The 19,492-nt window shown below is 72.0% G+C and carries 19 protein-coding genes; 11 read left to right on the top strand and 8 right to left on the bottom strand.

Going from position 1 to position 19,492, the window contains the following annotated elements; genetic code table 11:
* Positions 1-127: 127 nt before the first annotated feature.
* Positions 128-1,234 carry a DUF5937 family protein gene (locus ABZV42_RS30840; protein ID WP_355988408.1) on the top strand — a complete coding sequence of 369 codons (1,107 nt, stop codon included), beginning with the start codon at positions 128-130 and terminating at the stop codon, positions 1,232-1,234.
* Between the two features lie 53 nt (positions 1,235-1,287).
* On the opposite strand, the gene ABZV42_RS30835 is transcribed toward ABZV42_RS30840, so the two are convergent.
* The 3 genes from ABZV42_RS30835 to ABZV42_RS30825 form a co-directional block, all read right to left on the bottom strand.
* Positions 1,288-1,920, bottom strand: coding sequence for an AAA family ATPase (locus tag ABZV42_RS30835; protein ID WP_355988411.1), 633 nt, complete (start codon positions 1,918-1,920; stop codon positions 1,288-1,290).
* A gap of 176 nt (positions 1,921-2,096) precedes the next feature.
* Positions 2,097-2,768, bottom strand: a complete 672-nt coding sequence (locus ABZV42_RS30830; protein ID WP_355988413.1) for a response regulator transcription factor — start codon at positions 2,766-2,768, stop codon at positions 2,097-2,099.
* 86 nt (positions 2,769-2,854) lie between these two features.
* Complete coding sequence (locus ABZV42_RS30825; RefSeq protein ID WP_355988416.1) at positions 2,855-4,060, bottom strand: sensor histidine kinase; 1,206 nt, start codon at positions 4,058-4,060, stop codon at positions 2,855-2,857.
* Positions 4,061-4,314: 254 nt separating this feature from the next.
* Here ABZV42_RS30825 and ABZV42_RS30820 point away from each other — a divergent pair, with 254 nt between their 5' ends.
* Positions 4,315-5,643: an SAM-dependent methyltransferase gene (locus tag ABZV42_RS30820; RefSeq protein ID WP_356054652.1), complete on the top strand. Its 1,329-nt coding sequence runs from the start codon at positions 4,315-4,317 to the stop codon at positions 5,641-5,643.
* Here ABZV42_RS30820 and ABZV42_RS30815 read toward each other — a convergent pair.
* A complete protein-coding gene (locus ABZV42_RS30815) occupies positions 5,608-6,759 on the bottom strand; it encodes an NADH-quinone oxidoreductase subunit D (RefSeq protein ID WP_355988421.1) in 1,152 nt (383 codons plus the stop codon). The two genes, ABZV42_RS30820 and ABZV42_RS30815, sit on opposite strands and share 36 nt — an antisense overlap.
* A 31-nt stretch (positions 6,760-6,790) precedes the next feature.
* Here ABZV42_RS30815 and ABZV42_RS30810 point away from each other — a divergent pair, with 31 nt between their 5' ends.
* Both ABZV42_RS30810 and ABZV42_RS30805 read left to right on the top strand, forming a co-directional pair.
* Positions 6,791-7,294 (top strand): PH domain-containing protein, encoded by a 504-nt coding sequence (locus tag ABZV42_RS30810; protein WP_355988424.1) that lies wholly within the window; start codon positions 6,791-6,793, stop codon positions 7,292-7,294.
* Positions 7,295-7,461: 167 nt separating this feature from the next.
* Entirely contained in the window at positions 7,462-8,796 is a 1,335-nt protein-coding gene (locus ABZV42_RS30805) for a PH domain-containing protein (protein WP_355988500.1), read from the top strand.
* A gap of 302 nt (positions 8,797-9,098) precedes the next feature.
* Here ABZV42_RS30805 and ABZV42_RS30800 read toward each other — a convergent pair whose 3' ends face one another.
* The gene (locus tag ABZV42_RS30800; protein WP_356054650.1) at positions 9,099-10,871 is read right to left on the bottom strand and encodes a hypothetical protein; all 1,773 of its coding nucleotides are present in this window, start codon (positions 10,869-10,871) and stop codon (positions 9,099-9,101) included.
* Between the two features lie 360 nt (positions 10,872-11,231).
* Positions 11,232-12,362: an alpha/beta hydrolase-fold protein gene (locus ABZV42_RS30795; RefSeq protein ID WP_355988429.1), complete on the bottom strand. Its 1,131-nt coding sequence runs from the start codon at positions 12,360-12,362 to the stop codon at positions 11,232-11,234.
* A gap of 223 nt (positions 12,363-12,585) precedes the next feature.
* On the opposite strand from ABZV42_RS30795, the gene ABZV42_RS30790 reads away from it, so the two are divergent.
* From ABZV42_RS30790 to ABZV42_RS30765, 6 genes are all read left to right on the top strand, one after another.
* Positions 12,586-14,391 carry a phosphatidylglycerol lysyltransferase domain-containing protein gene (locus ABZV42_RS30790; RefSeq protein WP_356054647.1) on the top strand — a complete coding sequence of 602 codons (1,806 nt, stop codon included), beginning with the start codon at positions 12,586-12,588 and terminating at the stop codon, positions 14,389-14,391.
* Positions 14,392-14,647: 256 nt separating this feature from the next.
* The gene (gene folP, locus ABZV42_RS30785; protein ID WP_356054645.1) at positions 14,648-15,559 is read left to right on the top strand and encodes a dihydropteroate synthase; all 912 of its coding nucleotides are present in this window, start codon (positions 14,648-14,650) and stop codon (positions 15,557-15,559) included.
* Positions 15,556-16,047 carry a nuclear transport factor 2 family protein gene (locus ABZV42_RS30780; protein WP_355988438.1) on the top strand — a complete coding sequence of 164 codons (492 nt, stop codon included), beginning with the start codon at positions 15,556-15,558 and terminating at the stop codon, positions 16,045-16,047. Before folP ends, ABZV42_RS30780 begins: the two co-directional genes overlap by 4 nt.
* 246 nt (positions 16,048-16,293) lie before the next feature.
* Complete coding sequence (gene folB / locus ABZV42_RS30775; RefSeq protein WP_355988441.1) at positions 16,294-16,653, top strand: dihydroneopterin aldolase; 360 nt, start codon at positions 16,294-16,296, stop codon at positions 16,651-16,653.
* Positions 16,650-17,261, top strand: coding sequence for a 2-amino-4-hydroxy-6-hydroxymethyldihydropteridine diphosphokinase (folK, locus tag ABZV42_RS30770; RefSeq protein WP_355988444.1), 612 nt, complete (start codon positions 16,650-16,652; stop codon positions 17,259-17,261). Before folB ends, folK begins: the two co-directional genes overlap by 4 nt.
* 73 nt (positions 17,262-17,334) lie before the next feature.
* Positions 17,335-17,823, top strand: coding sequence for a DUF3180 domain-containing protein (locus tag ABZV42_RS30765; protein WP_355988446.1), 489 nt, complete (start codon positions 17,335-17,337; stop codon positions 17,821-17,823).
* Between the two features lie 3 nt (positions 17,824-17,826).
* Here the strand turns inward: ABZV42_RS30765 and ABZV42_RS30760 are convergent, their stop codons facing one another.
* Entirely contained in the window at positions 17,827-18,480 is a 654-nt protein-coding gene (locus ABZV42_RS30760; RefSeq protein WP_356054643.1) for a hypothetical protein, read from the bottom strand.
* A gap of 203 nt (positions 18,481-18,683) precedes the next feature.
* On the opposite strand from ABZV42_RS30760, the gene ABZV42_RS30755 reads away from it, so the two are divergent.
* On the top strand, positions 18,684-18,839 hold the full coding sequence (locus ABZV42_RS30755) for a hypothetical protein (RefSeq protein ID WP_356054641.1): 156 nt from the start codon (positions 18,684-18,686) through the stop codon (positions 18,837-18,839).
* Between the two features lie 41 nt (positions 18,840-18,880).
* On the opposite strand, the gene folE is transcribed toward ABZV42_RS30755, so the two are convergent.
* Positions 18,881-19,486, bottom strand: coding sequence for a GTP cyclohydrolase I FolE (gene folE, locus ABZV42_RS30750; protein WP_355988450.1), 606 nt, complete (start codon positions 19,484-19,486; stop codon positions 18,881-18,883).
* Positions 19,487-19,492 lie beyond the last annotated feature (6 nt).

The raw sequence follows: 19,492 nt of genomic DNA, 5'->3' as shown, positions 1-19,492 counted from the left end.
GTGGTCGATGCCGGCGACCTCGCGCATGTGGTCGAGGTGGTCGGCGACCGTCGACACCGTGGCGACGGGACGGCCACCGTCAATCGGGGCGACAGCCGCTGTCGGTGGCGGAGTGCACCATGGGGGCATGAGTGTGCGCATCGACATCGGCGGGCTGAGGCCGGAGCGGACCGCCGTCGTGCCCTCGCCCCTGGCCGAGCTGGGGATGGCGCTGCACGCGCTGGCGGAGCCGGGACACCACCCCGGGCTCCAGGGCTGGGTGACGGGGGTGACGGCCCGGCTCGATCCGCATCTCGCGGACCGGATGTGCGAGGCGGACTTCCTGTGGCGTACGACGTTCTCGGACCTGTTCCTGCCCTGCGCGGGTGTCCCGGGCGGGGCCTCCCTGCCCGGCGCGACGCTCGCCGAGGACCTGGACCTGCTGGACAAGCTCACCGACGAGCAATTCGTGGACGCGGCCCTGGAGTTCACCTGCGCGCTGGCCTACGGCACCGAGGGGCCGCACGCCCTGTCCGACCCCGAGGTCCAGCGGCGCGCCGTGGACCTGGCCGCGTCCAGGGGACCGCAGCAGACGCGCTTCACCGAGCGGCTGCTGGTGGACCCGCCGGGCGTACGGGCGTGGCTGCGGCAGTTCCTCGAGGACTGCGACGAGGCCTTCTTCGCCGAGACCTGGTCCCGGCTGCGCCACCCGCTCGCGGCGGAAGCCCGCCACAAGACGGATCTGCTCCGGCACAAGGGCCTGTCCGAGGCGCTGGCCTCCGTCTCCCCCGCCCTGTCCCTGGACGAGACGGCGCGGATCATCACCGTCGACAAGCTGACCGAGGGAAGCACGGTCACGGCCGGCGGCGGTCTGCTCCTCGTCCCCACCAGCCTCGGCCGTCCGCACCTGATGGTGCTGCACCGGTACGGGTGGCAGCCGGTGCTGCACTACCCCGTCAGCTCCCCCGAGCTCGCCGCCCCGCCCTCCGTGGAACAGCTCACCCTGCGGATGAGCGCCCTGTCCCACCCGGTCCGGATGCGCATCTGCCGCCATCTGGCGCGCAGCGCGTACACCACCGGCGAGCTGGCGCAGGTGCACGGCATGACCGCGCCCGAGATATCCCGGCACCTGAGCGTGCTCAAGAAGGCGGGCCTGATCACCACGCGGCGCCGCGGCCGGTACGTGCTGCACCAGCTCGACGTGGGAGTGGTGGCCCGGCTGGGCAGCGATTTCCTGGAGGGGCTCCTGCGCTGAGAGCCTGTGGGGCGGCCCGGGACGGCCCGGCCGAAGCGGTCCGCGCCTCCGGTTCAGTCGAAGCGGATGTGGCGCACGCTCGTCCGCGCCCGCCGCAGACGTCCGCGCAGGGCACCGTCCCGGTTCGGCGTGAGCGTCAGCCCCGCGAGGACGGCTATCCGGTCGGCGGTCCTCGCGACCGTCGTCCGGTCGGTCCACAGATGCTCGGCGAACTCCGGTTCGCGCAGCCGCTCCAGGCAGTGGTCGAGCTGTCCGACGGCCCAGCTCTCGCGCCGCGGCGGGGTGTCCTGCCCGGCGACCCGGCCCACGAAGTGTCCGAAGCCGCGTTCGCGCAGCCGCCGGAGGACCGTCTCGCGCTCGGCCAGCAGCGTGAAGTGCCGTACGTCGTGGCCCAGTTCGCGCAGCCGCCCGACCGTCTCCCCGAAGTGTTCGGGGTTCGTGACCGTCATGGGGGCGATGACCACGCCGTCCCGTTCGCCGAGCGCGAGGTCGAGCACCTCGACCACACCCTGCCGCCAGGACCGCAACTCCTGGAAATCTCCGCGAAGTTCGGGCGGGAGCATACGGCGCAGGCCGAAACCGGCGTGTTCCGGATCGCAGATGACGCTGCCGGGCAGCCGGCGCCGGATCTCGTGTGCGGTCTGTGTCTTACCGCCCCCGAAGGGCCCGTTGATCCACAGGAGCATGGGCAGACCCTAGTGCGTGCCGGTCACATCCCGGTCACGCCCCGGCGCGGGCCGGGGGTCACCTCACGGACTGAGGACGCGTCGCGGGCGCGGCACGGGCTGCCGGGCGCGGCGCGGGTACGGGCTGCTGGATGCGGCGCGGGTGCTGCGCGGGCTGAGGGGTTCGGCCGGGAGCCTCAGCCGAGCCCGCCCGCCCGGACGAGCCCCGTCTCGTAGGCGAGGACTACCACCTGGACGCGGTCGCGCAGTCCCAGCTTGGTGAGGATGCGCCCGACGTGGGTCTTCACGGTGGCCTCCGAGAGGACCAGTCGGGCCGCGATCTCCCCGTTGGACAGGCCCTGCGCGACGAGGATCATGACCTCGCGCTCGCGCTCCGTGAGCCGCTCGAGGCCCTTGTGCCGGGGCTCGTTGCCGGTGTTGGGCAGCAGCGGCGCGAACCGGTCGAGCAGGCGCCGGGTGGTGGACGGCGCGACCACGGCGTCGCCGCTGTGCACGGAACGGATGGCGGCGAGCAGCTCGGCCGGGGGCACGTCCTTGAGCATGAAGCCGGACGCGCCCGCCTTCAGTCCGGAGAACGCGTACTCGTCGAGGTCGAACGTGGTGAGGATCAGCACCTTCGGCGGATTCGGGTCCGAGCAGATGCGGCGGGTGGTCTCCACACCGTCGAGCTTCGGCATACGGACGTCCATCAGGACCACGTCGACCTCGGTGGCGCTCAGCACCTGGAGGGCCTCGACGCCGTCGCCCGCCTCGGCCACGACCTCCATGTCCGGCTGGGCGGCGAGCACCATCCGGAAGCCGGTGCGCAGCAGCACCTGGTCGTCGACGAGCATCACGCGGATCGCCATCGGGGGCCTTTCACTTCGTCGGAGCCGGTCACGAGGACCGGGTGACTACAGGTGGACCGGTCACGAGGACCGGGTGTGTACAGGTGTCAGTGGGCCGCTTTGAGCGGCAGCAGGGCACTGATGCGGAACCCCCCGCCGGGCCGCGGCCCGGTGTCCAGGGTGCCGCCGACCATGCCGACGCGCTCCCGCATGCCGATCAGACCGTGGCCCTGCCCGTCGGCGCCGCCCTCCTCGTACAGCTCGTGGGGGGCACCCTTGCCGTCGTCCTCGACGAGCAGGCCGAGGCCGTCGTCGAAGTAGACCAGACGAACGCTGGCACCGGCGTTCGGGCCTCCGTGCTTGCGGGTGTTGGTCAGCGCCTCCTGGACGATGCGGTACGCCGTGAGCTCCACACCGCTGGGCAGGGGGCGCGGGGTGCCCTCCACCTTGAAGTCGACGGGCAGACCCGAGGTGCGGCACTGCTCGATGAGATCGTCGAGCTGCTCGACGTCGGGCTGCGGCACGTACTCGCCGCCCTCCTGGTGCTCGCCGGTGCGCAGGACGCCGAGCAGCCGGCGCATCTCGGCGAGGGCCTGCCTGCCGGTCCCGGAGATGGTCTCCAAGGCCTTCCTGGCCTGGTCCGGGGCGGTGTCCATGACGTACGCGGCGCCATCGGCCTGGACCACCATCACCGAGACGTTGTGCGCGACGACGTCGTGCAGCTCGCGCGCGATCCGGGCTCGCTCGGCCGCGACCGCGACCTTGGCCTGCGCCTCGCGCTCCTTCTCCAGGCGGGCGGCGCGCTCCTCCAGCTGCGCGAGGTAGGCGCGACGGGTGCGGATCGAGTCGCCGAGTACCCAGGCGAGCGCGAACGGGACGGTCTGGAAGATCGCTATGAAGACGCCTCCGGGCCCGCTGGTCTCGGTCACGGGCCAGCGCAGCTGCGCGATCGTGCCCGCGCACAGGCCTCCGATCAGCGCGAGCCGGGAGGCCCAGCGGGCGCCGTTCGCGGCGACGGTGTAGATGATCACCAGCATCGCGAAGTCCTCTGGCGCCGAAGGCACGTCGAGGAGCAGCTGCGCGAGACCTGCCAGCACGGCCAGGACAAGCATCTTCTCCGGCATGCGGCGGCGCAGCGCGACCACCGCGCTCAGCGCCACGGCGATCGGGAGCGCCACGGCGGTCGACGGCCGTCCGTCCGCGGGGCCGTTGACGTTGCTGATGCTCACCCAGGAGATCCCGAGCAGGGCGACGGCCCAGAAGCTGTCGACCCATGTCGGGTACCTGCGGAGAAGGTCATAGAGGCGTTGCACGTAACCCAGAGTAGGGAGGCGCGCGGTGTGCCCGGGTCAACCGGAGGACCGATCCGGGAGCTCCCCTCGTACTCCCCAAGGTGGATGCCCCCTGCTGCGGGACGCTCAGGGGCACCCTCCGGGACCGGCCCGCGAACGCCACCCGATCCGGACGGCCCCGGCACCGGAGCCACCATCCGGCCCTGGCAGGCCAGGCTCCGGAGCCACGATCCCATCCGGACGGGCCCGGCCCCGGCACCGCTTAGCCTGGCCCCGTGGAACGTGCGGCGGCGGATGAGTGGCGTGGGTGGCGTGAGGCGACCGAGGAGGCGCTGTACGGCCCCTCGGGCTTCTATCGCCGGCCCGAGGGACCGGCAGGGCATTTCCGGACCTCGGTGCACGCCTCCCCGCTGTTCGCGGGCGCCGTGGCGCGGCTGCTGTGCCACCTCGACGCGGTGCTCGGCCACCCGGACCCGCTGACCTTCGTCGACATGGCGGCCGGCCGCGGTGAGCTGGTGACCGGCGTCCTCGCCGCCCTCCCGGCCGACGTGGCAGCCCGTACGCGCGCGTACGCGGTCGAGCGGGCGGAGCGGCCGGCCGGCCTCGACCCCCGGATCGCATGGCTCAACGAGCCGCCGCGGGGGATCACCGGGCTGCTGTTCGCCAACGAGTGGCTGGACAACGTGCCCGTGGACGTCGCCGAGGCGGGCCCGGACGGCGTGCCGCGGCTGGTCCTGGTCCGCGACGACGGAACCGAACGTCTCGGGGAGCCCGTCACCGGCGAGGACGCCCGGTGGCTGCGGACCTGGTGGTGGCCACCGACGGGCGCCCGGCCCGCGTCAGGACCGCCGCCGGACGCCACGCCCCGCCACGAGGCACCCCACCCCACGCAAACGCCCCCGGACCCCGCGCCCATCCATGAGGCACCCCGGCCACCGGGACCGCCTTCGGACCCCGCGCCCACTCAGGAGGCACCCCAGCCACCGGCGGCGCCGCCGGACCCCGCGTCCGCACCAGAAGCACCCCGTCCACCGGGGGCGGGCGCGTCTCACGGCGCGCTCCTCGCACCCGCCGAGGGCGCCCGGGCCGAGATCGGGCTCCCCCGGGACCTCGCCTGGGCCTCCGCGGTGTCCGCGCTCGACCGAGGTCTCGCCGTCGCCGTCGACTACACGCACTTCGCGGGCGGCCGGCCGCCCTTCGGCACTCTCACCGGATTCCGGGAAGGCCGCGAGACCGCGCCGGCGCCGGACGGCTCGTGCGACATCACCGCCCATGTGGCGCTCGACGCGTGCGCTCTGCCCGGGGGGCGCGTGCTGACCCAGCGCGCGGCGCTGCGCGCGCTGGGCGTGAACGGCGCCCGCCCCCCGCTCGCGCTCGCCTCGACCGACCCGGCCGCCTACGTACGCGCTCTGGCGGGCGCCGGGCAGGGGGCCGAACTGACCGCGCCTGGCGGGCTCGGCGACTTCGGCTGGCTGCTCCAGCCCGTCGGCCTCCCCGACGGGCTCCGGGACTTCCCCGACGCCGTCCTGGGCGAAACCCCGCCGACCGGCGCCTCCGGCCACGGACGCCTACTTGTCGATGTCCCCGACCACGAAGAACAGTGACCCCAGGATCGCCACCATGTCGGCGACCAGCGTCCCGGGCAGCAGCTCGGTGAGCGCCTGGATGTTGTTGAACGAGGCGGAGCGCAGCTTCAGCCGGTACGGGGTCTTCTCGCCCTTGCTGACGAGGTAGTAGCCGTTGATGCCGAGGGGGTTCTCGGTCCAGGCGTACGTGTGTCCCTCGGGCGCCTTCAGGACCTTCGGCAGGCGCTGGTTGATCGGACCGGGCGCCAGCTCGGCGAGCCGGTCGAGGCAGGCGTCCGCGAGGTCCAGGGAGACGTGGGTCTGCTCCAGGAGACACTCGAAGCGGGCCAGACAGTCGCCCTCCTGGCGCGTGACGACCTTCAGGGTTTCCTGGAGCTCGCCGTACGCGAGGTAGGGCTCATCGCGGCGCAGGTCGAAGTCGACGCCCGAAGCGCGCGCGATGGGTCCGCTCACGCCGTACGCGTGCACGGCCTCCGGCGCGAGGACGCCCACACCGCGCGTACGCCCACGGAAGATCTCGTTGCCGAGCACCAGCTCGTCGTACACGCCCATCCGCGAGCGCAGGGCGGCGACGCAGGCACGCGCGCGTGTGGCCCATCCGGCCGGGAGGTCCTCCTTGAGGCCGCCGACGCGGTTGAACATGTAGTGCATGCGCCCGCCGGAGATCTCCTCCATGACGTGCTGGAGCTCCTCGCGCTCCGTGAAGGCGTAGAAGATCGGGGTGATCCCGCCCAGCTCCAGGGGATAGGAGCCGAGGAACATCAGGTGGTTGAGGACCCGGTTGAGCTCCGCGAGCAGCGTGCGCATCCACACCGCGCGCGCGGGGACCTCCATGCCGAGCATCCGCTCCACGGCCAGGACGACGCCCAGCTCGTTCGAGAAGGCCGACAGCCAGTCGTGGCGGTTGGCCAGCATGATGATCTGACGGTAGTCGCGCGCCTCGAAGAGCTTCTCGGCGCCGCGGTGCATATAGCCGATGACCGGCTCCGCGTGCCGGATCCGCTCACCGTCGAGTACGAGCCGCAGCCTCAGCACGCCATGGGTCGAGGGGTGCTGGGGGCCGATGTTGAGCACCATGTCGGTGCTCTCGGCAGCGCCGCCGATACCGACCATGGTCTCCGTCGTAGGAGTCATGGACACAGTCTGTCGTACGTACGCTTGCTCCATGGAGACGGGGAGCGCGCGGACCGAGGAGAGCGCGCCGGGGGAGCCGGTCTGGACCGGACTGCCTCCGGGGCTGCTGCGCATGCGACGACTACTGCTGGTGGTATGGCTGGGACTCCTGACGATCACCGTCGGGCTGCCCCTCGCCCTGCTCGCCGGTCCGGGCTGGGCGGCCTTCGCGCTGCTGCCACTCGCCCTGGCCGCGTGGGGCTGGCGCATGCTGGGGCGCAACTGGCGCTCCTGGCGGTACGCCGAACGCGCGGACGACCTGCTGATCAGCCGGGGTGTGCTGTGGCGGGAGGAGACCGTGGTGCCGTACGGGCGCATGCAGCTGGTCGAGGTGACCTCCGGGCCCCTCGAACGCCACTTCGGGCTCGCCAGCGTGCAGCTGCACACGGCCGCCGCGGCCACCGACGCGTGCATCCCGGGTCTCGACCCGGCCGAGGCCGAGCGGCTGCGGGACCGGCTGACCGAACTGGGCGAGGCACGATCGGCGGGCCTGTGAGCACGGCCTCCCCGGACTCCCCGGACTTCTCAGACTCCCCGGACTTCTCAGCTCCCTCGGACTCCCCGGTTCCACCGGGCTCCTCGGACTCCGCGGACTTCTCTGGCTCCCCGGACTTCTCGGGACACGCGTCCGCCGCGCCCGGGGGTCCCGCCGGTACGACGGTCCTGCCGGGCGACGACGACTCCGTACAGGAGGAACAGCCACTGGAGGAACAGCCCTTGCCCGAACGGCGGTTGCACCCCGTGACCCCGTTCCGGCGTGCCTGGGCCCCGGTCGCCGTGCTCGCCGGCTGGGCCGTCCACGACCCGGGCCAGGCACAGCAGCAGCTCACCCGGCTCACGACGACCGCGCTGCTCATCGGACTCGCCGTGATCGTCCCGGGCGCCGCCCTCTACGGCTTCCTGAGCTGGTGGTTCACCCACTTCGCGGTGACCGACACCGAACTGCGCATCCGTACCGGCCTGTTGTTCCGCCGCACCGCGCACATCCGGCTCGAACGGCTCCAGGCCGTCGACATCACCCAGCCCCTGCTGGCCCGGGTCGCGGGGGTCGCCAAACTCAAGCTCGACGTCGTCGGGACCGACAAGAAGGACGAGCTGGCCTACCTGGGCGAGGGCGAGGCCCGCAGGCTGCGCGCCGAACTCCTGGCCCGGGCGGCCGGGTTCGCGCCCGAGGCCGCCCGCGAGGTCGGCGAGGCGCCGGTCCGGCGGCTGCTGAACGTCCCGCCCGGCGTCCTCGCCGCCGCCCTGCTGCTCACCGGAGCCACCTGGGCCTCCCTGGTCGCCGCGATCGTCGTCCCCACGCTGCTGTGGTTCGCCACGCACAGCGCCTGGACGGTCCTCGCGACCGGACTGCCCCTGCTCGGCGCGGCGGGCGCGAGCAGCGTCGGGCGGTTCGTCGGCGAGTACGACTGGACGGTGGGCGAGTCGCCCGACGGTCTGCGCATCGATCACGGGCTCCTGGACCGTACGCACGAGACGGTGCCGCCCGGACGCGTGCAGACCGTACGGATCGTCGAACCCCTGCTCTGGCGCGGCAGATGGGTGCGGGTCGAGCTGGACGTGGCCGGGTCGTCCAACTCGGTCCTCGTGCCCGTCGCTCCGCGCGAGGCCGCCTACGCCGTGATCGCCGCGGTGCTGCCCGGCGTGACCGTCCCGGCAGCCCTGGACCGGCCGCCGCGGCGGTCCGGCTGGTGCGTGCCGTTCTGGTGGCGCGGGTACGGACTCGCCGTCACCGGCACCGTGTTCGCGGCGCGCCGCGGGCTGTTGCGGCGCCGCCTCTTCCTCGTCCCGCACGCGAAGGCGCAGAGCGTCCGGCTGTCGCAGGGGCCCTGGCAGCGCTTCAAGGGGCTCGCCGACGTCCACATCGACGCCGGAGCGGGCAAGACGGTGACGGCTCGGCTGCGGGACGCCACGGAGGCGGCGGAGCTTCTCCAGGCACAGGCGGACCGGTCCCGCACGGGACGGCGGGAGGCCCGGCCGGACCGGTGGATGGCCTGAGACACCGCGAGCCGAACGTTCACGCCAGGGGGAGTTCACGCCGGGGCCGCAGCTCTCACCCTGGCGGGAGTTCACGCAGGGACGTGAGGTCGCGTTGAGACCGGAGCTCCCACTCCGGCGGGGAGTTCACGACTGAGCGGACCCGGGAAGTCGCCTCGTGCGTCGCGGCAAGTGGGCCGCCGGGGGCGGGTGTTGTGGTCTCCGCCCAGGGAGCGCGGACGGCTGAGGGCAGTGGCGTGGTGCCACTGCCCTCACTTCGTCGTGTCCGCCCACTACGTCATGTCAGCCGGCGGGCGGGCGGCTCAGGAAGCCGCGCTCCGCAGCCCCGTCATGTCGATGTGCTCGGTCTCGTCGTGCGCGGTCAGGTCGATGACCTGGCGGTCGGCACCCTCCGCGACCTCGCCCGCGGGCGAGAACCCGGACTCGGCCTCGGCCTTGTGCACGGCGAGCGCCTCCTGGCCGACCACGTCGGCGAGGTCCTCGTTCTGCACGGCCTCCATCGCCGCGGCGTCGGCCTCCTCCTTCTGCGTACCGAAGAAGTCGAAGCCTCCCTCGACCGAGGGGCGCCGCACCGGAGCGGTCTGCGGGACGACGGCCACCGCCGTCGGCACGGTGAAGTGCCCGGAGCGCTGGGCGGGCTTGGCGGGCGGAAGCGCCGCCCGGGCCGGCGGCGCCGTCACGGCCCGGCGGGAGGTCTCGGGCGCGGTGGGCGTCGACGGCTCGGCCTCGGCGGCCGCGCGCTGATGCTCGCGGGCCGCCTCGGGCTTCCCCTGCGCCCCACCCGCCTCCGCGACGGAGCCCGCGGACGGACCCGCCTCGGTGGCCGAAGAGCTCTTCGTGGCGGCCTCGCCGTTCGCGGCCGCGTCCCGCCCGGAGGCCAGTTCCTTCGTGGCGGTCGCGCCCTTCCGCATCGCCGCGCGCTTCTTCGCCGCGTCCCGCTTGACGGCCGCGTCCAGCGCGGACCCGGCGGGAGCGGGCACGTCGTTCCGGGACCTGACCGTCGCCGAGCCGGCGTCGGGGGTCCGGGCCGAGTCGGCGTCGGGGACGGCGGCCGGTACGGCGTCGTCGGGGTCGGGGTCCACGTCGGGGTCCGAGTCCGGCAGCGCGAGTGCCACGGCCGTCGAGGCCGTCGAGGCCTCGGCGCCTCGCGCCTCCTGGGCGTCGCCCGCTGTCCGGCTCAGCGCCGCTCCGGCCCGCAGGAAGAGCGACGACCCGACCGGGGAGAAGACCTCGGAAGACTCGTCGGTCCCGGCACCGGCCTCCGCCTTCGCGTCCTGGTCGTCCGGAGCGTCCTCGCCGTTCTCGGTGTTCGAGAACTCCGTGTCGTCGTCGGGTGCCATGAAGGCCTCGATGGCGTCCGTCCCGCTTCCGGAGGCGGACGTCCCGTGCCCGGAACCCTCGGACTTCGCCGTCTCCTCGGACGCGGCGGACCGTGCCGGGTCCGCGGAAGCGTCCGGTCCCCCGGACGTCTCGTCCGCCTCGGACGTGTCCGGCGAGTCCACCGGCGCGGAGGAGTCCGCGGAGCCCGGCGCGCCGTTCGAGTCCGGTGCGCCGGAGGCGTCCTGAGTCTCCGTCGCGTCCGGAGCAGTCCGCGCGGCCGGCAGGGCACGGGCCGGTACCGAAGCCTCTATGGCGAGCTGCCTGCGCCCTTCCAGAGCAGTGGCCCGCTCCGTCTCGGCCGTGGCGTACCGCCGCAGCAGCGCCGCGTGCTCATTGCGTAGGCCGGCCAGCTCGGTGCGCTTGACGCGCAGCTTCTGCTCCAGCTTGACGCGCAGTTCGCGCGACTCCTCGAGATCCGTCTCCAGTTCGGCGACGCGCTCCTCATAACGCCACTCGTCGCTCGCCCGCGCGCGCGTGAGGTCGGCGACGCGTTTGCCCGCCGCGGTGTCCCATTGGCGCAGGACGACCGCGCTGACGACCGCCGTCGCCGCAGCACCCGCGGCCAGGACACGAAGCGCGAACGCGTCCGTGAACAGCCAGGGTCCTATGGCGCAGACGAGCGACACGCCGGCGATCGCCGAAGAAGGCAGCACCCTGTGCAAGGGCGGGGAATGGCGGTGGCGTCCACGTGGCATGGCCAGAAACTTACCGCGCGTAGGCGAATCTTGGTGCCCCGCACGGTAAAAACACAGTCTCCCCGGAGGCTTTGTCCTGTACCAGCCGCCTACAGGACACACCCCTTGTCCCACAAAGCCCGCCACGCCCCCCGATCGCACCGGCTTCACGATCAATTCCGCAGGCTCCGAACGTTCCCCGAATCGTAATCACCGGGGCTCCGGCATTCCTGCGCGGGACGGCATTTCCGCGCGCCGGACAACCCAATTCGCCCGCCCGGCGCGACACCGCCCGGCACGGCTCCGCACCTGTACCGCCCCGCTCCACACGCGTACCGCCCTAGGCCGCCCCGGGCCGCCCCGGCCCAGGCGCGGCGCGTGTCAGCGGTCGCTCAGCCGTCCGCTGATCCACTGGAGCGCGGCGGGGATCTCCCGCCGCCAGGTGTTGAAGTTGTGGCCGCCGCTGTCGAGGATGATCGACGAGATCCTGGTGAGCCTCTTGGATTTCACGAGGTCTATGAAGGCCAGAGTGGCCTTGTAGTTGGATTCGCCCATCCTGCTGCTGGTGACGAGGAGCGAGGTGTCGGGCGCGGGCTTGTTCCTCAGGTACCAGCGCAGGTCGGCACTGTCGCGCAGGGCCTTGTCACCGCGGAAGAGATCGCCCGTCGTGCGGTCGATGGGCGCCTTGTAGTACGGCGACAGGCCGACGCCGGCCGCGTACGCACCGGGGTGGTGGACGGCGAGTTTCAGCGCGCAGTATCCGCCCGTCGAGTCGCCGATGATGCCCCAGCTCCGGGCATTCGCGCCCACCCGGTAATGGGCCGACACCGCCTCGGGGAGGTCCTTGGCGAAAAAGGACTCGGTCCGCGGGCCGCCGGGGATGTCCACGCACTCGGTGTCCCGCGGCGGAGCGACGGTCGGCCGCAGCATCACCAGGATCATCGGCTGGCTCCTGCCGCTCCTGACCAAACGATTCGCCGTCTGCGGGAAGTGCAGGGCCTTGATGAGCGCCTGGGCGGTGCCGGGATAGCCGGTCAGCACGGTGACGGCCGGGAACGTACGGGTGCGGTACCGCGGCTGGAAGTACTCAGGCGGCAGGTACACGTACGCCGGTGTGGCGATACGGGTCGTACGGCCGACGATGTCGATCTTCTGGATCTGGCCGCCGGTCTGCGGCCGGGCCCCGCCCGAGACGGCCACCTGCTCGGTGTCCACGACCTGGAGGGGGCCGCCGGCCGGACCGCCCGCGCCGTTGTGGTCGACGACCACACCCTCGCCGCTCTCCCTGCCCAGCAGATCCGCCCAGCTGGCATAGAACCCGAACGCCTGGTTGGCGCACAGCCCGATCGAGGCGAACAGCATCACCTGGGTGGCCAGCAGCAGTCCGACACGGCCGCCGACGGACCACCAGGTACGTCTGGCGAGCCGCGGCCACCACCACACCGTGCCGATGAAAAGCAGCACAGCGAGCAGGACCACCAATGCCAGCACCTTGTTGCTCGTGAGACCCATGGGTTGCTCCGCCTGCGCTTTCCGTCCGGGTCCGTCCCGCGCATTGGCGAGTCCTTGCCCTGGACTTTCCTTGCCTTTTGAACCGGCTTTCCGGAAGGGAGTGAACCTGTCTCCCCAAGACACCGTCCTAGAGGGCGCAATGTCGCCGGATGCCGGAATGGCACCGGATTCAAGGTCTCTCGCAGAACCACGGGATGCGATGTCTGTCAGGATAGATGGGGAAATGTCAGGTGGGGTTCCAGCCCGAACAGGCCGGACGCGGCGCGTACTGCGCGGTCCGAGCCCGGAGGCCGTCCCCGCACTGGTCGCCAGGGCCTGCACGCTCGTGGGTCTCCTGGACATCGCCGCGGGCGTCTTCCCGCGCTTCCGGCACAGCCGTATGCACGCCCTGGCCGAGGTGCTGCCCGGCGCGTTCGGGCCGTTCGCGGCGGCGCTGTCGCTCAGCGCCGGTGTGCTTCTGCTGCTGCTCGCCCACGGGCTGCGGCGCCGCAAGCGCCGGGCCTGGCGGGCCGCGGTGCTGCTGCTGCCCGCGGGTGCCGCCGCGCAGTTCGCGTACCGCCACTCGGTGATCGGCGTCGTCCTCTCGGCGGCACTGCTCGCACCGCTGCTGCGCCACCGCGACGAGTTCGCGGCGCTGCCCGATCCGCGCAGCCGCTGGCGCGCGCTCGCCAACTTCGTTCTCATGGGCGCCGGTTCCCTCGTCCTCGGACTCGTCATCGTCAGCGTCCACGAGGACCGCATGATCGGCGACCCGAGCCTGGCCGACCGGCTCAGTCACGTCCTGTACGGCCTGGTCGGCTTCGAAGGCCCCGTCGACTACGCCGGTCCGACGTCCTGGACCGTCGCCTTCTCCCTCGGCGCGCTCGGCTGGCTCACCGCCGTCACCACCATCTACCTCGCCTTCCGGCCCGAACACCCCGCCGCACGCCTCACGGAGGACGACGAGGCCCGGCTGCGCGTCCTTCTCGACAAGCACGGCGGCCGCGACTCCCTCGGCCACTTCGCGCTCCGCCGCGACAAGGCGGTCGTCTTCTCGCCCAGCGGCAAGGCGGCGGTCACCTACCGGGTCGTCTCCGGGGTGATGCTCGCCAGCGGTGACCCCATCGGCGACGTGGAGGCCTGGCCCGGCGCGATCGAGCGCTTCATGGACGAGGCCAAGGCACACTCCTGGACCCCCGCCGTCATGGGCTGCTCCGAGACGGGCGGCGAGGTGTGGACCCGCGAAACCGGCCTCGACGCCCTCGAACTCGGCGACGAGGCGGTGGTGGACGTCGCGGATTTCTCCCTGTCCGGGCGCGCGATGCGAAACGTGCGCCAGATGGTCAAGCGCATCGAGCGCGCCGGCTACGAGACCCGGGTACGGCGTGTCCGTGACCTCGGCGAAGGCGAGCTGGAACGGATACGGCACGCGGCGGAGGACTGGCGCGGCACCGACACCGAGCGCGGCTTCTCCATGGCACTCGGCCGTATCGGTGACCCGTCGGACGACGACTGCCTCATCGCCACGGCGCACAAGGCCGACGACCCGCCCGGCCCGTACGGGGACCTGAAGGCCGTCCTGCACTTCGTGCCGTGGGGCCCTGACGGCGTGTCGCTCGACCTCATGCGCCGCGACCGCGCGGCCGACCCCGGCATGAACGAACTCCTCATCGTGGCCGCGCTCCAGGCGTCACCGCGGCTCGGCATCGAGCGCATCTCGCTCAACTTCGCGATGTTCCGCTCGGCGCTCGCGCGCGGCGAGAAGATCGGCGCGGGGCCGGTGCTGCGCGCCTGGCGCGGACTGCTCGTGTTCCTGTCCCGCTGGTTCCAGATCGAGTCGCTGTACAAGTTCAACGCCAAGTTCAGCCCGCGCTGGGAACCGCGCTTCGTGGTCTACGCGGCCTCCCGCGACCTCCCCCGCATCGGCTTCGCCGCCATGCAGGCCGAGGGCTTCGTGAACTTCGCCCTGCCCCGGATACTGCGCCGCCGCGCACAGGCCCCACGCCCCTGCGCCCACGCGACGACGGAGCGGGGGATCAGGGCGGCGTAGCCAGGTGGAGCCAGGTGGACACCGCCCGCCGGGCCGGCCTCCTCCGGAGGAACCCCCGGCGGGCGGGCTCCGCGCCCGCCCGCTCCAGGGCCCGTCACCAAGGCGACGAGCGCCTCCGTGGCAGACCGGACCGTCACGAAGGCGACGAGACGCTCCGTGGGAGAGCACACCCTCACGAAGGCGACGAGACCCTCGGTGGGAGACCGGACCGTCACGGAGGCGATGAGGCCATCCGCGGGAGGCCTAGGCTGGACGTATGAGTATCGAGCGCGGGCGCGGCCGAGTCGCGGGACTGCCGACGTGGGACCGCTGCGCGGTCATGGGGGTCGTGAACGTCACCCCCGATTCCTTCTCCGACGGCGGCCGCTGGTTCGACACGACGGCCGCGGTCAAGCACGGCCTCGGCCTGGTCGCCGAGGGTGCCGACCTCGTGGACGTCGGCGGCGAGTCCACCCGCCCCGGAGCCACCCGCGTCGACGAGGCCGAGGAGCTCAAGCGGGTCATCCCCGTGGTTCGCGGGCTCGCCTCCGAGGGCGTCACCGTGTCCGTGGACACCATGCGCGCCTCCGTCGCCGAGCAGTCCCTCGCCGCGGGCGCCGCCCTCGTCAACGACGTCAGCGGCGGACTCGCCGACCCCGCGATGATCCCGGCCGTGGCCGCCGCGGGCGCCCCCTTCGTGGTCATGCACTGGCGCGGCTACCTGGCCGGCGGGAACATCCAGGGGGCGTACGAGAACGTGGTCTCCGAAGTCCTCGACGAACTCCACGCGCGCGTGGAGGCCGTCCTGGCGGGCGGCATCGCCCCCGACCGCATCGTCGTCGACCCGGGACTCGGCTTCTCCAAGGACCCCGAGCACGACCTGGCCCTCCTGGCCCATCTCGACCGCCTCCGCGCCCTCGGCCACCCCCTGCTGGTCGCCGCCTCCCGCAAACGCTTCCTCGGCCGCGTCCTGGCCGGTCCCGAGGGCGCCCCGCCTCCCGCGCGCGAGCGCGACGCCGCCACCGCCGCCGTCTCGGCCATCGCCGCCCAGCAGGGCGCCTGGGCGGTCCGCGTGCACGAGGTACGGGCCACCGCCGACGCCGTACGGGTCGCGCGCGCCGTCGAGGGCGCCAGGACCGGCGGCGCGGCCGACACTCCCGGCGGCACGCCCGTAGAGGGAGCCCGGTGAGCACACCGCGAACCGACGTCGAGCAGGTCGAACTCGCCAATACGGCGTACTACGAGGCGATGGAACGAGGTGACTTCGAGGAACTGTCGTCGATGTGGCTGGTCCCGCCGGACACGTCCGACGAATTCGAGGGCGAGGACACGGCCGTCTCCTGCGTCCACCCGGGCTGGCCCGTCCTGAGCGGCCGCGGCGAGGTGCTCCGCTCGTACGCGCTGATCATGGCCAACACGGAGTACATCCAGTTCTTCCTCACCGACGTGCGCGTCTCCGTGTCCGGTGACACGGCCCTGGTGACCTGCACCGAGAACATCCTCAGCGGCGGTCCGGCGCCCGACGACGGCGAGGAGCTCGGTCCGCTCGTCGGCCAGCTGGTCGTGGCCACGAACGTGTTCCGCCGCACGGCCGACGGCTGGAGACTCTGGTCCCACCACGCCTCCCCCGTGCTGGCCGAATCCGGCGAGGAAGAGGACGAGGACACCGCCGGCTGACGCGTGCGGGCCCCCGGAAACCAAAAGGTGATTGGAATCGCCGCTCCCGGGTAGGGGCGGCGCTACCGGCTCGTGAGCCGCCGCGTTCCCCAAGGGAAACACCCGGTGAAGCCTCGTGGCCTTCACGGTGCGCCCGTCCCCGCGGGCGAGCGTTGTCGGTGCCCGCAGGTAGATTCGTTCGAGGTCCGTGTGCCGACCGCATTCGGCTCATGACGGCCTTCACCGACAATTGCAGGAGTGATTCGCGTGGATCGTGTCGCGCTGCGCGGCCTCAAGGCCCGCGGGCACCACGGCGTCTTCGAGAAGGAACGCGAGGAGGGCCAGACCTTCATCGTGGACCTGACTCTGGGCCTGGACACCCGGCCGGCCGCGGCCGACGACGACCTGACGAAGACCGTGCACTACGGCATCGTGGCGGAAGAGGTCGTCGCCGTGGTCGAGGGCGAGCCGGTCGATCTCATCGAGACCCTCGCCGAGCGCATCGCCCGGACGTGTCTCAAGCACGACGTCGTCCAGGAGGTCGAGGTCTGCGTCCACAAACCGGACGCGCCCATCACGGTCCCGTTCGACGACGTGACCGTCACGATCATCCGGAGCCGAGTATGACCGCGTCCTTCACCGAGGGTCAGAGCGACCCGACCGTACAGCCGGTGCCCGCCTCCGTGGTCGAACAGGTCGACGCCGCCGACACCACGCTGAGCAACCCCAAGCGCGCCGTGATCTCCCTCGGTTCGAACCTGGGCAACCGCCTGGAGACCATCCAGGGAGCCGTCGACGCCCTGGAGGACACCCCCGGCGTCCGGGTCAAAGCCGTCTCCCCCGTCTACGAGACCGAGCCCTGGGGCGTCGAGACGGGCAGCCAGCCCTCGTACCTGAACGCGGTCGTGGTGCTCAGGACCACCCTCCCGCCGTCCTCGCTCCTGGAGCGGGCGCACGCGGTCGAGGAGGCCTTCCACCGGGTCCGGGACGAGCGCTGGGGCGCGCGCACGATCGACGTGGACATCGTGGCGTACGCCGATGTCGTCTCGGACGACCCGGTGCTGACCCTTCCTCACCCGCGCGCCCACGAGCGGGCCTTCGTCCTCGCCCCCTGGCACGACGTGGACCCCGAGGCACAGCTCCCCGGCCACGGCGCCGTCGCCCGGCTCCTCGACACCATCACCCAAGAGGGTGTCGCGGCCCGCGCCGACCTGGAACTCCGGCTGCCCGAGTAGTCGTTAAGGTCAAGACGACCACCGGCCGGCCCGACACGGGCCCCGGCCGTACGCGGGCTACCGAAGGGGCAACGTGAAACAGCTGCGGATCAGGACACTGGCTGCCGTGTTCGTGGTGGCCGGAGTGCTGTCCTGGGCGGGCGCCCGCCTGTGGAACGCGGTGGGCACGCTGCCCCGGGTCCCCCTGGCCGCGCCCATCGTCCTCGCCCTGATCGCGATCGTCCTCCTCGCGACGGCCCTGTCGCTGCGCGCCCGCCTCAAGGCCCAGCGCGAGCGCCGCCCCGGCGCCAAGGGCGTCGACCCGCTGATGGCCGCCCGCGCGGTCGTCTTCGGCCAGGCGAGCGCCCTGGTGGCCGCCCTGGTGGCGGGCATGTACGGCGGCACCGGCGCGTTCCTCCTGGAGTCCCTGGAGGTCCCCGCCCGCCGCGACCAGGCCATCTACGCCGGCCTGTCCGTCATCGCCGGAATCGGCGTGATAGCGGCCGCCTTCTTCCTGGAGCGCGTCTGCAAGCTCCCGGAAGACGACGACGAACACCGCAACGGAACGGCCCCGGTGGCCTAGCCGTCACCAGCGCTGCCGAGCGAGATGGCCGTTGATCAAGAAGCCGTCGTAAGGAGCGAGCCGGAACTCGTAGAGCGTGCAGGGCTTGTTGCCGGGGTCTCGTCGGCGTACCTCGTGGACCTGGACCCAGGAGGATTCCCTGAGCTGGAGCGGATGGCGCTCGGGCCTGAACGTGCCCCGCTTCGGCCAGGTGTCCACCACCACCAGGTGTGACGCCGGGCCGTGGATACGCGGGGTGAATCTTGCGCCGACGATCTCCGACAGGTCGGTGAGGAACGGCACGTTCGCACTGACCAGTACTCGCCCGGCCCACGTCTTGCTGCGGTACCCGTCGCCGTCCGTATACCCGTCCAGGAAGCCTTCGAAGGTCGACCGGTCCCGCAGCACCCCTCTGGGAAACCTCTGGCGCATGTGGTGCGCGTCGCCACCCACGTACTGACGCATCAGATCAGCCAGGTAGGACGAGACGACGCGTACACGAAACCCCGGTACCTCGCGGCACAGGTATCCGGACGGCCGAGTAACAGGTTCGAGTCTCGCTCCGAGACCGGTGGCGCTGGACAGGCACCGCGCGTACCGCTCCGCGAACGCTTCGTCGTTGACCACGAGCGACACATAGTTGGTGCCGACCGTGCCGTCCGAGCATGTTGCGCCCACCGATATCCGAACGCGTAGCCCGGTTTGATGGTCAGCCGCTCCCGGCACAACTTCCTCGCATGCGTCCGGGCGAGGACCGTGCCTCCCGCCTCCCTCGCATGCGTCCAGCCGTCCGGCGTGCGGAGCATCTGGTCCGGAGAGACAGTGAAGGCCGAGTGATCGGTGACGACATCGACGACCTCCCGTGTCCGAACCGTCGCCACATGGGTGACCGTCGTCGGGACCGTGCGCTCTCCGTCCAGCGACCACAGGCGGACTCCGGCCTGAGCGTCACGCACACGTACGCGGGGCCGTCCAAGCCGTTCACCGTCTGCCTGCTGGGCACCCCGTACCCCATCGCGATCCCCCTCGTTCGATGACGCCTCACCAGGGACCGTATAGGGCAGTACTGACAATCAGGTCAGCGCGCCAATATCAGACTCATCGCCTCATGACGGGTCGTAGCATCACGAAGCTGCCCACGTACCGCCGAGGTCGTCGTCTTGGCTCCGGGCTTGCGGATGCCCCGGACGGACATGCACATGTGCTCGGCCTCGATGACCACGATTGCGCCGCGCGCCTCGAGAATCCGCATCAACGAGTCGGCGACCTGAGTGGTCAGACGCTCCTGCACCTGCGGCCGGCGGGCGAACACCTCGACGAGCCGGGCCAGCTTCGACAGGCCGGTGATCTTGCCGCTCTCCGCCGGAATGTATCCGACGTGGGCGACGCCATGGAACGGAAGCAGGTGATGCTCGCACAGGCTGACAATTTCGATGTCCTTCACCAGGACCATCTCGTCGTGGCCGAGATCGAACGTGGTGGTCAGCACGTCTTCAGGAGCCTGCCTGAGCCCGGCCAGCAACTCCTTGTACGCCCTCGCCACTCGTGCCGGCGTGTCCCGCAGGCCCTCGCGGTCCGGGTTCTCGCCGACCGCGATCAGGAGCTCCCGTACGGCGTTCTCGGCGCGCTTCGCGTCGAACTCGCCGATCACGGCCTCGTCGTGCAGCGTCACGGGGTCGGTCATCTGGTC

This window comes from Streptomyces sp. NPDC005281 (assembly GCF_040607495.1).
Taxonomy (GTDB): Bacteria; Actinomycetota; Actinomycetes; order Streptomycetales; family Streptomycetaceae; genus Streptomyces.
This window is presented reverse-complemented; position numbering and strand designations above follow the sequence as displayed.

Coding starts and splice junctions, on each gene's coding strand:
- ABZV42_RS30840 (WP_355988408.1), top strand. CDS start 128: ATGAGTGTGCGCATCGACATCGGCGGGCTGAGGCCGGAGCGGACCGCC.
- ABZV42_RS30835 (WP_355988411.1), bottom strand. CDS start 1,920: ATGCTCCTGTGGATCAACGGGCCCTTCGGGGGCGGTAAGACACAGACC.
- ABZV42_RS30830 (WP_355988413.1), bottom strand. CDS start 2,768: ATGGCGATCCGCGTGATGCTCGTCGACGACCAGGTGCTGCTGCGCACC.
- ABZV42_RS30815 (WP_355988421.1), bottom strand. CDS start 6,759: ATGACTCCTACGACGGAGACCATGGTCGGTATCGGCGGCGCTGCCGAG.
- ABZV42_RS30810 (WP_355988424.1), top strand. CDS start 6,791: ATGGAGACGGGGAGCGCGCGGACCGAGGAGAGCGCGCCGGGGGAGCCG.
- ABZV42_RS30800 (WP_356054650.1), bottom strand. CDS start 10,871: ATGCCACGTGGACGCCACCGCCATTCCCCGCCCTTGCACAGGGTGCTG.
- ABZV42_RS30795 (WP_355988429.1), bottom strand. CDS start 12,362: ATGGGTCTCACGAGCAACAAGGTGCTGGCATTGGTGGTCCTGCTCGCT.
- ABZV42_RS30790 (WP_356054647.1), top strand. CDS start 12,586: ATGTCAGGTGGGGTTCCAGCCCGAACAGGCCGGACGCGGCGCGTACTG.
- folP (WP_356054645.1), top strand. CDS start 14,648: ATGAGTATCGAGCGCGGGCGCGGCCGAGTCGCGGGACTGCCGACGTGG.
- folK (WP_355988444.1), top strand. CDS start 16,650: ATGACCGCGTCCTTCACCGAGGGTCAGAGCGACCCGACCGTACAGCCG.
- ABZV42_RS30755 (WP_356054641.1), top strand. CDS start 18,684: ATGGGTGACCGTCGTCGGGACCGTGCGCTCTCCGTCCAGCGACCACAG.
- folE (WP_355988450.1), bottom strand. CDS start 19,486: ATGACCGACCCCGTGACGCTGCACGACGAGGCCGTGATCGGCGAGTTC.